Raw genomic sequence first — 11,982 nt, 5'->3', positions numbered from 1 at the left:
ATGGCGCTGACCGTCACCCTCGTCTCCGCCGAGGAGGAGGTCTGGCACGGCGAGGCGAGCCTCGTCGTCGCCAAGACCGTCGAGGGCGAGATCGGCTTCATGTCCGGCCACGAGCCCGTGCTCGCGATCCTCGCCGAAGGTCAGGTGCGCATCACCCAGGCCGACGGAACCAAGGTCGTCGCGACGGCTGAAGACGGCTTCCTGTCGATGGAAGCCGACCAGCTGACGATCGTCGCCGGTCACGCCTCGCTCGCGTCCTGAGCTCGCATCGCCCGAGAAACCACTTCTCGCGCCCGACATCACGGTTGACGTGGTGCCGGGCGCGGGGGTGGTTTCTCGCATTTCCCGGGAGACCCCATGCTCGTGCTGCTGCCCCCGAGTGAGACCAAACGGTCAGGCGGTGACAACTCCCCGCTCGATCTCGATGCGCTCGCTTTCCCCTCGCTCTTCGCGCAGCGTGCGGCGGTGACCGACGCGCTCGTCGCGCTCAGCGCCGAGCCAGATGCTGCCGCGCGGGTGCTGAAGCTTTCCGATCGTCAGCGGGGTGAGATCGCCGACAACGCCGCCCTCCGCAGCTCTCCGACGATGCCGGCGATCGACCGCTACACCGGTGTGCTCTTCGACGCGGTGGACGCTGCGACTCTCACCTCCGCCGGACGGCGGTGGCTGGGTGCACACGTGATGATCCACTCCGCGCCGTTCGGCCCCGTCGGCGCGCTCGACCGCCTTCCGACCTATCGCCTCGCCGCGGGCGCGTCACTGCCCGGGGTCGCTCCTTTGCGTCGTGTGTGGGCGGATGCCGTGAGTTCGGCCCTCGCGCACGCGGCGCCGCCGTTTGTGATCGATCTGCGATCGGAGGCGTACGTCGCGCTCGGGCCGGTACCCGCCGGCGTCCCGTCGGTCTACGTCCGTGTCGTGACCGAGGAGGAGGGTGCAGCTGTGCGCGCGCTCAACCACTTCAACAAGCACGCGAAGGGTGCGTTCGTCCGCGCCCTGGCGGAGGGAAGACCGACCGTGCACACGGCCGCGGGTCTGTGCCGGTGGGCGCAGGCGCGCGGATGGATGCTGCGAGGCGGTCGCCCCGGAGAACTCGACCTCGTGGTCTGACGTCAGTCGCGCTGCGTGTGCGCGGCAGTTCGCTCCGTGTTCTCAGCGATGGCGACGAGGGCGACGCCCGCTTCAATCACGAAGCGCACGACGACGATCGCGAGGAACGCCAGCACCGGTACGACGATCAGGGTCGAGATGATCAGGGCGATGCCGCCGCCCGGGTTCCACCACAGCGCGCTGATGCCCGAGATGATGCCGCCGAAGAACGCCGAAACGAAGCCGATCCCGATCGCGACGAGTCCGACGAGGTAGAAGACGCTGGCGAGCCGTCGCGTGATGAAGTGCGTGAAGCTGATGTCGAACAGTGCCGAGAGGAATCCGCGGCCGATCGAGTCGATCTCGCCGTCCAGGCGACGTACTCCGGTGTCATCGACGCCGGCCACGCCGGGCGCGGGCGCCGCGGCGGCCTCAGCGGCAGGCTGGTGGGGCAGCGGGGGAGGCGTGGAGTCGCTCATGGCGGGTCCTTTCGATGGGTGCTCTGGCCAGGCTAGCGAGCCGAGGACACCACGCGCATCCGACGCGGCCGAAACATGGCAGCGCGCCGTCACGCGCGCTCACTACGATGTGACTCAGCGCGGCCATTGGGGCGGTGCGCAGCAGGCGACGCATGTCGCCTCGGGGAGGATGTTTCACATGCTCGACAACACAGGGTCTACGGCTGCTGCGGCGGCACTTCTGATCTTCGGATTCTTTCTGTTCATCGTCGCGATCGCCGCGTATGTGATCGGCTCGTTCTTCCTCATGAAGGTCTTCGAGAAGGCCGGCGTCGAGGGCAAATGGCGGGCGTGGGTGCCGGTCTACAACTTCATGGTCTTCGCGAAGCTCGGCGATGTGAGCCCGTGGGCCATGCTGATCGCCATCGGCGCTGCGGCCGTGTTGAACCAGGTCCCGGTGATCGGCGGGATCGTGGCTCTCCTCCCGCTCGCCGTCAGCGCCATCGCGGCGTGGCGCGTCGGACTGAAGTTGCAGAAGCAGACCCCCTGGGTCGTGCTGTACGTGTTCCTCGCGCTCGTCTGGCTCGGCATCAACGCCTTCGACCGCTCACGCTGGAACCCCGTCGTCGGTCCGGCGCCGTGGGCGGGTAACTCGTTGCTGGCCGACTCGACGGTCTGGGCGGGTGTGCCGGTTCAGCCGCAGCCGGCCCCCGGATCGGTGCCGCCCGCCGGCTCTGCTCCCGCACCCGGCTACACGCCTCCCGCTCCGCCCGTCGGCCACGCGCCTCCCGCGCCGCCGGCTGGCTACACGCCGCCGCCCGCGCCGCCTGCCGGGACCACGCCGCCAGCCCCGCCGGTCGGATACGAGCCGCCGCCCGCGCCGCCCGCTGGCGCGACCCCTCCGGCGCCGCCGACCGGGGTCACACCGCCGCCCGCCGCGGACGAGCCGCCTCCCGCGCCCACGGGTGACCCCAAGCTCTGATCGGCCATGCACCGGGGCGCGCCCCTCCGTGCCGGAAGGCAGGCGCGGGGGAGGCGTCCACTAGAGTGTGACCGTGTCCGAATCCGCCACTGTCTCGCGCAGCGTCCCCCTTGCGGACGGTGAGCTGTCTCTGCAGTGGTCCGAGCTCACACATCGCGGCCGGCGTCGCGAGATCAACCAGGACGCCGTCCTGACCCTGTACCCGCTGTTCGTCGTGGCCGATGGCATGGGTGGACACATCGGTGGGGAGATCGCGAGCGCCAGCGCAGTCGATCGCCTCCGCGCCGTCGCTGAGAAGGGCGATGTCTCGCCGAAGACGATCGAGAAGGCCCTGGCCCGGGCCGTCGCAGACATCGCGGGCCACCCCGAAGCGACCGACGAGGGCACCGGGACCACCGTGACAGGTGTCTACCTCGACACCACGACACCCGAACCCACCTGGGTCACCCTGAACATCGGCGACTCCCGCGTTTATCTCTTCCGCGACGGTGGGCTCGCCCAGGTGACGACGGACCACTCGGTGGTGCAAGAGCTCATGGCGGCCGGGCGTCTCACTCCCGAAGAGGCGGAGAATCACCCGTACGGCAACGTGATCACCCGCGCGGTAGGCCCGAGCGACGGCGTCGCGCCCGATTACGTCCGCCTCGACGTGGTCGACGGTGACCGGTTCGTCGTCTGCAGCGACGGGCTGACGAAAGAACTCACGGATTACGGCATTCTGCACTTCCTCTTGCAGCACGCGGATCCGACCGACGCGGCTGATGCCATGCTCGAGGCCGCACTCGAGAACGGCGGCCGCGACAACGTCACGATCGTCGTGCTGAATGTGCAGCGCACAGTCTCCTCCCCAACGACCGACTGACGCACGTCATCCACCGATCTGTCTCCCGCCTCCCCGCGGCGGACACCGACACGCTTGACTGCGGCGGTGCGCTCAGACGACATCGACCTCGACACCGACGGACCCCTGCGACTGCCTGATCCCCCGCCGGAGGCACCGCGACCGCCTCTTCCGCTGCTCTCCGCCGTGGTTCCGGTGATCGGCGCCGTCGCGCTGTGGATGCTGACCGGTTCGATCTACGCGCTGTGGTTCGCGGCGCTCGGACCATTGCTCGCGCTCGCAGCGCTCGGTGACGGTCTGCGCGGACGGCGGAAGAGCCGGCGGACCGCGCGGCGCGATGCGGAGCGGCTCGCGGACGCCGTGTCGGCCGCGGTGGATCAGCGTCACGCGGGGGAGCGGCGTGCGCGGTGGGCGCGGCATCCCGACACTCTGGGGTACGCGAGTGATCCCGCGGAGATCTGGCGCCCCGTACCCGGACGAGCCGACGCGGTGGTGATCGGACGCGGCCTCGGAGCGAGCGATCTGCGCCTCGAGGGGGCGCCGCACACCGAGCGTGAGCGTGCCATACGGCAGGCGGCACGTGCGCTCGCCGATGCGCCGATCGTCATTCCCCTGAGAGCGGGGATCGCCGTGGCCGGGCCTCCCGTGCTCGCCGCCGCGGTCGTCCGCGCGCTCGCGTTGCAGATCTGCCTCGCGCAGGCACCGGGCGAGGTGCGCGTCGCGGGACCGGGGCTTCCGGAAGGGCTTCCGCACGCCGAGGCGACGAGAGGCGCACTCCTCTACGTCGGCGATGGTGGGCGGGCGCTGCCGGCGGGTGTCGACATCCCGGTGATCCGCCTCGAGGAGGGCGCGCCCCCGCCCCCGCGGTGCGCCGCGGTGCTGACCGTGCTCTCACCGCGGAGTGCCCGGCTCGATCACGCCGGGCGCTCGCAGAGCGTCGAGGTCGAGGCGGTGTCGATCGAGCAGGCCGAAAGGCTGGTGGAGATTCTCGCCGAGCGCGCTCAGCGATCACTGGGGCAGCGGGCGGATGCGGCGACGGCGCTCGCCGAGGTGTTCCAGGCGGCGCCGTCATCCGGCGGGCTTTTGTCGGCGCCGATCGGGGTGGCCGCGGGCGAGCCGGTCGTGATCGATCTGGTCGAGGACGGACCGCACGCCGTCGTCATCGGCGTGACCGGCTCGGGAAAGAGCGAACTGCTCACCACGTGGATCGCGGGGCTCTGCCGTGGACGATCCGCGCAGGAGGTGAGCTTGCTCCTCGTGGACTTCAAGGGCGGCCGGACTTTCGATTCGCTCGTCGGTCTTCCGCACGTCACGGGTGTGCTGACCGATCTCGACGACGCGCAGGCGGTTCGCGCGGTCGAGAGTCTGCACGCCGAGATCCGTCACCGCGAACGGACGCTGGCCGAGCACGACGCGCGCGATATCGCTGGCGTCGCCGGAGTTCTGCCCCGCCTCGTGATCGTCGTCGACGAGTACGCCGCCCTCGTCGGGGCGCATCCCGGCCTGCATGATCTCTTCGGCGACATCGCCGCGCGCGGGAGGGCGCTGGGCATGCACCTCATCCTGGCCTCGCAGCGTGCGGCCGGATCGTTTCGCGAGGGGGTTCTGGCCAATGCGCCGCTGCGCATCGCGATGCGGGTGACGGATGCCGCGGACTCGCGCGCGGTGCTCGGTACCGATGACGCCGCGCACCTGTCCGGTCTCGCGCACGCCCGTGGCCTGGCGCTCGTGCGGCGCGCCGCCGACCTCGCACCGCTCACGGTACGCGTGGCGCTCTGTGCGCCCGAGACCATCGCCGACCTCATCACGGCATCCGCGCCGCAGCGTGCGCGTGCGCCGTGGCTCCCCGCGCTCCCGGAACGCGTGCCGCTGGCAGGGGTGAGCAGGGCGGGGGAGATCATCCTCGGCCGCGTGGACGACCCCTCGGCGCAGCGGCAGCCGCTGCTGCGACTCGGCGCCGACGGTGGCGGATTCGCGGTCGTCGGGAGCGCCGGATCGGGCAAGACCACGCTCCTGCGTGCCGTCGCCGCTCAGGCGGGCTCGGTGGTGTGGGTGTCCGCGGACCTCGAACACGCGTGGGATGCGCTCGCCGGGATCGACGATGTCGAGCGTGGTACGACCGTGATCGTCGACGACGCCGATGTGGTCGCGGCGCGCCTCGGTCTGGAGTACGCGGCGGAATGGCTGGGGATGCTCGAGCGCACTTCCCGCGAGGCGCGCGGCCGCGACATCCGACTGGTGTTCTCGACGGCGCGACTCAGCGGCGCCGTCGCCCGCGCGGCGGATCTCCTTCCGCAGCGCGCGCTGCTGATGCTCCCCTCCCGGGCCGACCATGTCGCGGCGGGCGGCGACGCGGGGGACTTCCTGGTGGATCTCCCGCCGGGACGCGGCCGGTGGGCGCGCCGACTCGTGCAGTTCGTCGACGCCCCGGCCGTCGCAGTCACCGTCCCGCCGGTCCCGGCGTGGATCCCGGGGCCGCACCCGCTCGGGATCGTCGCCCCGGCGGGGGCCCGCACGCGCGGATTTCTCGCGTGGTGCGCGAGCGTCGGCATCCCCACCCGTCCCGTCGACGAACCGGGAGCGACGCCCGTGCCGGGCGTGCTGCTGTGGGGGAGTCCCGAAGTCTGGCTCGGGCGGTGGGCGGTGCTCGCGGCGTGCCGCGCCGAAGGTGAGCTGATCGTCGACTCCGCCTGCGCAGCCGAATACCGCACGCTCACGGGGCGGCGCGAGCTCCCGCCTTTCGCAGCGCCTGGCGTCGACCGCGCGTGGCGACTGAGCCCGGAGGCCCCTGTGTCCCGCGTGCGCCTTGTCTGAGCCGGTTCGCCCGGAACAGTGGGCGCACATGGATGCGTCCGCCCGCCGAAGGGGCAACATGCGGCCATTTTTGAGCGCACGGCGCGGCGGCTCAGCCCAGGATCTCAGCCAGAGGTGCGGGCTCGAGTCCGTGCGCCGATGCGACGCCGGGGTTCACGACCCGACCACTCGCGACGTTGAGGCCGGCGGCCAACGCCGTGTCGGCGGCGAGCGCTGCGCGCCAGCCGCTCCCCGCGAGACGGCGGATGTAGGGGAGCGTCGCATTCGTCAGCGCTGAGGTCGAGGTGTTCGGCACGGCGCCGGGCATGTTCGCCACGCAATAGAAGACGCTTCCGTGCACCGGGAAGGTCGGCTCTGCATGGGTCGTCGGACGCGTATCGGCGAAGCATCCGCCCTGATCGACCGCGATGTCCACGAGCACCGAGCCCGGCCGCATCCGCGCGACCATGTCGTTCGTGACGAGCTTCGGGGCTTTCGCGCCCGGAATGAGGACTGAGCCGATCACGAGGTCGCTGCCGACGACGGCACGATCGAGATCGAGCGGGTTCGATGCCGCCGTCTTCACCCGCCCCTGGAAGTGATCGTCGAGGAAGCGCAACCGCTGGATGTTGGTGTCGAAGATCGTGACATCCGCGCCGAGACCTGCCGCGATCAGGGCTGCGTTGGCGCCCGCGACCCCGCCGCCGATCACGGTGACGGCCGCCGGTCGGGTACCGGGCACACCGGACATGAGAAGCCCGAGGCCTCCCGCTGAGCGCATGAGCGTCGCCGCGCCGACGGTCGGCGCCAGGCGGCCCGCAACCTCGCTCATCGGAGCCAGCAGGGGCAAGCCGCCGCCCGGAAGTTCGACGGTCTCGTACGCGATCGCGGTGATCCCGGAGGCAACGAGGCGCTCGGTCAACGGGCGGTCGGCCGCCAAATGCAGATACGTGAACAGCACGAGGTCGTCGCGGAAATAGCCGTACTCGCTCTCGATCGGCTCCTTGACCTTGAGGAGCAGTTCGGCGCGCGCCCAGACCTCAGCGGCATCATCGACGAGCACGGCGCCGGCGGCGGAATACTCGGCATCCGTCATCGACGACCCGGCGCCCGCACCGCTCTGGACCAGCACGTCGTGTCCGGCGGCGACGAGGTCGTGCACGCCCGCCGGTGTGAGGGCGACTCGGTACTCGTTGTTCTTGATCTCGGTGGGAACACAGATGCGCATGACTACCCTTTCTGCGCCCCTGCCTCCTTCTGGGAGGGCGACGCGGCTACACCGTCGGCCGGATGGACCCGACGCCCTGTCCGCCGCCCGAAACGGTCAGCGGAAGCTCTGCCATGGTGGCGGCGATCTCGGCAGCCGGCACGGCGCCGACGCGGGCGAGGAGCGCGAGGGCGATCGCCGCCTTCGCACGGTCACCGCCGTCGAGCAGTTTGAGGGCCACGGTGGTGCCGTTCGGGGCCACCATGACCTGGACGCCCTCGGCGCCGCCCTTCGCGAAGACACCGAGGCGTTCGATCATGATCGTGTCCTGCCCGCCCGGGCCGTCGATCGCCCACGGGTGGTCGCGGACGGCGCGTACGAGTGTCCCGGCAGTGCGGTGCAGCGCGAACGGTGAGCGTTCCGACGAGGTGCCGATGCGGTGGATGGCGCGTCCGAGTGCGGACAGGCTCATCGCGTGGACGGGAGCGCCGCATCCGTCGATCGCCGTGGTCGTGATCCGCGACCCGGTGAGGCGTTCGATCACTTCGCGGATGTGGGCCTGGAGCGGATGGGTGGGCGCAAGATAAGTCGCGGTGTCCCAGCCGTTCGCGACGCACGTGAGGAGCATGGCGGCATGCTTGCCGGAGCAGTTCATGCGGATGCGGGACGGTTGGCTGAGTTCGCGCACGAGTTCGTCACGCGTCCCGCGGTCGGTGGGCCAGGCGGCCGGGCACTGCAGATCGTCTTCGCCGAGACCGGCTGTCTCGAGGATGCTGCGGACGACGGCCACGTGACGATCGGTTCCCGAGTGGCTCGCGGTCGACAGGGCGAGGCGCTCGCCGTCCAGACCCGCACCCGCGGAGGCGCACGCCAGGGCTTGCAGCGGCTTGAGGCTCGACCGGGGCAACACCGGTGTCTCGACGTCGCCGAGCGTGAGGACGGGCACGCCGTCCGGGCCGAAGACGATGGCGGCCCCCGCATGGCGCGATTCGACGAATCCGTTGCGCTCGACCACGGCAAGCTCCACCGACGACGCCACACTCACGGTTCCGCTCACGACTGCCACCGCGCCAGCCTACCGCCCGGGTTCGGCCCTGCCGGAGAGAGCCTGTGTGCGGCGTGGCAGACTGGCCGCATGATCGGGCAGCACAACTATCGCCTGCGCAGCCGCTGGGACGGCAACCGGGGCACGGGGACGAGCGGGTATCGGGACTACGACCGTTCGGTGACTGTCGAGATCGAGGGAAAGCCGCCTCTCGCCGCCTCCGCCGACCGTCCGTTCCGCGGCGACGCCGCCAAGTGGAACCCCGAGGATCTGCTCCTGGCGGCCCTCAGCGAGTGCCACCTGCTCTCCTACCTCTATGCCTGCGTGCAGGCCGGCGTGGTCGTCGTGTCCTACGAGGATGCCGCGACCGGAACGATGGTCGAAGACGGGCGAGGCGGGGGCGCCTTCACCGACGTGCTGTTGCAGCCCACCGTCGTGGTGGCCGAAGCATCCATGATCGAGGCGGCGCACGCGGCGCACGTGCAGGCGCATGCGCAGTGCTTCATCGCCAACAGTGTGAACTTCCCCGTGCGCCACGAGGCGACGGTCACCGCCGCTCGTGCGGAAGCACCTGCTTGAGTCGCTGGACCGGATTGGCCGCGGGGGCCTCGTTGTAGGCGTCCGCGAGTTCTTGGCCTGACAGGGCGTGGATCGCCGCCATGATCTCGTCGGTCGCGAGCCGGCGCGCGCGACCGGATGTCGCCGGGCCGTGCGCGGAGAGGTCGATGGGCTCGCCGTAGCGGACCGTGACGCGGGGGGACATTCGCGGCCACTTCGCGCCGACGGGCATGGCCTCGTTCGTTCCCACGAGACCCACGGGGACGACCTGCGCGCCGGTCTCCAGAGCGAGGAACGCCACGCCGGTGCGCCCCTTGTACAGGCGCCCGTCGAGGGACCGCGTCCCTTCCGGATAGAGGGCGATCGCGCGTCCCGACGCCAGGATGCGGCGCTGCTGGTCGAGGGCTTCGAGGGCTGCCTGGCCGGCGCCGCGTTCGACGGGAGTCGCGCCGATCGCGGTGAAGAAGTTCCGGCTGAACCACCCGGACAGTCCCGAGCCCTCGAAATAGGTCGATTTGGCCAGGAAGTACACGGGGCGGGGCGCGAACGCCGGGATGAGGAAGGAGTCGATGAACGACAGGTGGTTGCTCGCGAGAATCACCGGGCCCGTGCGGGGGACGTTGCGCCGTCCCTCGATGCGGGGGCGGTAGATCATCCGGGCCAGCGGGGCGAGCAACCAGCGGATGACGTAGTAGGTCGCTCCGACACCGGATACGCGTTCGGGAGCGGGCGCGGCCTCGTCGGGCGGAGTCTCCTGCTCTTCAGTCACTACAAGAGGTTACTCCCGATTCATGCCGCGCCCGGTATGGGAGCCTCACAGCCCCGACAGAAGAAACTACGACAGGATGGAAAAGCACCCCCGTCAATCCACCCGTGAGGTTTCTCGTGCGTCTGCGCCCGTTCGCCGCCCTGTCCGTCGCCGCCGTTGCGGCTGTTCTGCTCGCCGGTTGCGCCGGCGGAGGTGAGGACTCGGCCACGCCGAGCGCCACCGGAGGGGTTGCCGGCGATCTGTGTTCTGCCGCGGCGCCGAGTGGAGACATCTCGGACGGCATTTCCGCGTCCGGCGATATCGGGTCCGTGCCGACGTTGGACTTCGCGAAGCCGATCGACATCGACGGCCTGACGATCGAGCGCACGGTCATGGTCGAAGGAGACGGTGAGCCGCTCGTTGCAGGCGACTTCGTGAACTATGCCGCCACGATCGTGGACGGGGTGACCGGCGACGTGCTGTCACAGACCGGCTACACGGCGGGGGAGGTTCTCCCCGAGCAGGTCTCGCCGGAAAGCGGCGGACAGATCTTCGGGTGCGCCACGGTGGGCTCCCGATTGGCGCTCGCGGCGGCCACCTCCGATGAGGCCAACCCCTCGCTCCTCTACGTCATCGATGTGCTCGGTGTCACGCCCACGGCCGCCTGGGGTGAGGCGCAGGATCCCGTCGCGGGCCTGCCGACGGTCACTCTCGATGAGTCCGGGGCGCCTACGATCACGATCCCGGATGCCGAACCGCTCGCCCAGACGACGGTCGTCGACCTCAAGAAGGGCGACGGCGCGACCGTCGCGCCGGGCGACCAGGTGTTGCTGCAGTACCGGGGTGTGCGGTGGTCGAACGGTGAAGAATTCGACTCGACGTGGTCCAAGGGCGGCGTGCCCATCCCGCTCGGCACGACCCAGGTCGTGGACGGCTTCCGCCAGGCGTTGGAGGGTCAGACGGTCGGCTCGCAGGTGTTGGTCAGTATGACTCCTGCCGACGGCTACGGCGAGGGTGAGATCAACACCACGGATCTGAAGGGTGACACGCTCGTCTTCGTGGTGGACATCCTCGGTACCGCGACGCCGGCTCCCGCCGCAGCTCAGTAGAGCTCCTGGGTAGGCTGACGGCATGCGCCGCATCCTGATCCTCGGTTCGACCGGCTCGATCGGCACGCAAGCCCTCGACGTCATCCGCTCGCGGCGTGAGCGGTTCGAGGTCGTGGGTCTCGCCGTCGGTCACGACACGGAAACCCTGGCTGCCCAGGCCGCCGAGTTCGGTGTCGTGCACACGGCTGTCGGCGCCGATGAGGCCGAACAGCTCGTGCGCGATGTGGATGCCGACGTCGTCCTCAACGGCATCACCGGCTCCGTCGGACTCGGCCCGACGCTCGCGGCACTCGAGTGCGGACGCACGCTCGCCCTGGCGAACAAGGAGTCGCTCATCGTCGGCGGGGAGCTGGTCAGTCGGCTCGCCGCACCGGGGCAGATCGTGCCCGTCGATTCGGAGCACTCGGCGATCGCGCAGGCGCTACGCGCCGGCGCACCTGCGGAGGTGCGCCGGCTCGTGCTGACGGCATCCGGGGGGCCCTTCCGGGGGAGTACGCGCGACGAGCTGTCGGCTGTCACACCTGCGGAAGCGCTCGCTCATCCCACGTGGGACATGGGTCGGGTCGTCACGACGAACTCCGCGACGCTCGTGAACAAGGGTCTCGAAGTGATCGAGGCCCACCTGCTGTTCGGCGTGGACTACGACGCGATCGACGTCGTCGTGCACCCGCAGTCGATCGTCCACTCGATGGTCGAGTTCGTCGACGGTTCGACCATCGCCCAGGCCTCACCGCCGGATATGCGGCTACCGATCTCGCTCGGACTGGACTGGCCGCATCGGGTGGGGGGGGTCGGCGTGCCGCTGGACTGGACCCGTGCGCAGACGTGGACGTTCGAGCCGCTCGACGAGACGGCGTTCCCCGCGGTTGCACTGGCGGGTCAGGTCGGTCGCGCCGGCAGCACCTACCCGGCAGTCTTCAACGCGGCGAACGAGCAAGCCGTCGATGCCTTCCACGAGGGACGATTGAGCTTCACCGGCATCGTCGACACGGTCTCCGCGACCGTGGACGCCCACGACGCGCCCGCGGTGCTGTCTCGAGAGGCGCTCGTCGATGCGGAGAGCTGGGCGCGCCGCGCGGCCGACGCGCGCATCGCGCGCGCCTGAGGCCGCGGACCCGAGTGTCGACGACGCGGATCGGCCCGCCGGGGGGCGGC

General features: G+C 70.5%; 12 protein-coding genes. 8 read left to right on the top strand and 4 right to left on the bottom strand.

Going from position 1 to position 11,982, the window contains the following annotated elements:
- Positions 1–261 carry a F0F1 ATP synthase subunit epsilon gene (locus N4R40_RS06585; RefSeq protein ID WP_261606572.1) on the top strand — a complete coding sequence of 87 codons (261 nt, stop codon included), beginning with the start codon at positions 1–3 and terminating at the stop codon, positions 259–261.
- Positions 262–357: 96 nt separating this feature from the next.
- On the top strand, positions 358–1,107 hold the full coding sequence (locus N4R40_RS06580; protein WP_261606571.1) for a YaaA family protein: 750 nt from the start codon (positions 358–360) through the stop codon (positions 1,105–1,107).
- 2 nt (positions 1,108–1,109) lie between these two features.
- Here the strand turns inward: N4R40_RS06580 and N4R40_RS06575 are convergent, their stop codons facing one another.
- Positions 1,110–1,565, bottom strand: a complete 456-nt coding sequence (locus N4R40_RS06575) for a DUF4282 domain-containing protein (protein WP_261606570.1) — start codon at positions 1,563–1,565, stop codon at positions 1,110–1,112.
- A gap of 178 nt (positions 1,566–1,743) precedes the next feature.
- On the opposite strand from N4R40_RS06575, the gene N4R40_RS06570 reads away from it, so the two are divergent.
- The 3 genes from N4R40_RS06570 to N4R40_RS06560 all read left to right on the top strand — a co-directional run bounded on the left by N4R40_RS06570 (position 1,744) and on the right by N4R40_RS06560 (position 6,181).
- A complete protein-coding gene (locus tag N4R40_RS06570) occupies positions 1,744–2,526 on the top strand; it encodes a large exoprotein (protein WP_261606569.1) in 783 nt (260 codons plus the stop codon).
- Between the two features lie 73 nt (positions 2,527–2,599).
- Positions 2,600–3,388: a PP2C family protein-serine/threonine phosphatase gene (locus N4R40_RS06565; protein WP_261606568.1), complete on the top strand. Its 789-nt coding sequence runs from the start codon at positions 2,600–2,602 to the stop codon at positions 3,386–3,388.
- Between the two features lie 66 nt (positions 3,389–3,454).
- The gene (locus N4R40_RS06560; protein ID WP_261606567.1) at positions 3,455–6,181 is read left to right on the top strand and encodes an FtsK/SpoIIIE domain-containing protein; all 2,727 of its coding nucleotides are present in this window, start codon (positions 3,455–3,457) and stop codon (positions 6,179–6,181) included.
- A gap of 91 nt (positions 6,182–6,272) precedes the next feature.
- On the opposite strand, the gene ald is transcribed toward N4R40_RS06560, so the two are convergent.
- Positions 6,273–7,388 (bottom strand): alanine dehydrogenase, encoded by a 1,116-nt coding sequence (ald, locus tag N4R40_RS06555; RefSeq protein WP_261606566.1) that lies wholly within the window; start codon positions 7,386–7,388, stop codon positions 6,273–6,275.
- Positions 7,389–7,434: 46 nt separating this feature from the next.
- Complete coding sequence (locus N4R40_RS06550; RefSeq protein WP_261606727.1) at positions 7,435–8,424, bottom strand: asparaginase; 990 nt, start codon at positions 8,422–8,424, stop codon at positions 7,435–7,437.
- Between the two features lie 78 nt (positions 8,425–8,502).
- Between N4R40_RS06550 and N4R40_RS06545 the strand changes: the two genes are divergently transcribed.
- Positions 8,503–8,991, top strand: a complete 489-nt coding sequence (locus N4R40_RS06545) for an OsmC family protein (RefSeq protein ID WP_261606565.1) — start codon at positions 8,503–8,505, stop codon at positions 8,989–8,991.
- On the opposite strand, the gene N4R40_RS06540 is transcribed toward N4R40_RS06545, so the two are convergent.
- Positions 8,960–9,739, bottom strand: coding sequence for a lysophospholipid acyltransferase family protein (locus N4R40_RS06540; protein ID WP_407665841.1), 780 nt, complete (start codon positions 9,737–9,739; stop codon positions 8,960–8,962). The two genes, N4R40_RS06545 and N4R40_RS06540, sit on opposite strands and share 32 nt — an antisense overlap.
- 104 nt (positions 9,740–9,843) lie before the next feature.
- Here N4R40_RS06540 and N4R40_RS06535 point away from each other — a divergent pair, with 104 nt between their 5' ends.
- Positions 9,844–10,827: an FKBP-type peptidyl-prolyl cis-trans isomerase gene (locus tag N4R40_RS06535; protein WP_261606564.1), complete on the top strand. Its 984-nt coding sequence runs from the start codon at positions 9,844–9,846 to the stop codon at positions 10,825–10,827.
- A gap of 22 nt (positions 10,828–10,849) precedes the next feature.
- Entirely contained in the window at positions 10,850–11,932 is a 1,083-nt protein-coding gene (gene dxr / locus N4R40_RS06530) for a 1-deoxy-D-xylulose-5-phosphate reductoisomerase (protein WP_261606563.1), read from the top strand.
- Positions 11,933–11,982: the final 50 nt, after the last annotated feature.

The organism is Microbacterium memoriense, from assembly GCF_025398275.1.
GTDB classification, from domain to species: domain Bacteria; phylum Actinomycetota; class Actinomycetes; order Actinomycetales; family Microbacteriaceae; genus Microbacterium; species Microbacterium memoriense.
This window is presented reverse-complemented; position numbering and strand designations above follow the sequence as displayed.

Coding starts and splice junctions, on each gene's coding strand:
- N4R40_RS06575 (WP_261606570.1), bottom strand. CDS start 1,565: ATGAGCGACTCCACGCCTCCCCCGCTGCCCCACCAGCCTGCCGCTGAG.
- ald (WP_261606566.1), bottom strand. CDS start 7,388: ATGCGCATCTGTGTTCCCACCGAGATCAAGAACAACGAGTACCGAGTC.
- dxr (WP_261606563.1), top strand. CDS start 10,850: ATGCGCCGCATCCTGATCCTCGGTTCGACCGGCTCGATCGGCACGCAA.
- N4R40_RS06545 (WP_261606565.1), top strand. CDS start 8,503: ATGATCGGGCAGCACAACTATCGCCTGCGCAGCCGCTGGGACGGCAAC.
- N4R40_RS06580 (WP_261606571.1), top strand. CDS start 358: ATGCTCGTGCTGCTGCCCCCGAGTGAGACCAAACGGTCAGGCGGTGAC.
- N4R40_RS06585 (WP_261606572.1), top strand. CDS start 1: ATGGCGCTGACCGTCACCCTCGTCTCCGCCGAGGAGGAGGTCTGGCAC.
- N4R40_RS06570 (WP_261606569.1), top strand. CDS start 1,744: ATGCTCGACAACACAGGGTCTACGGCTGCTGCGGCGGCACTTCTGATC.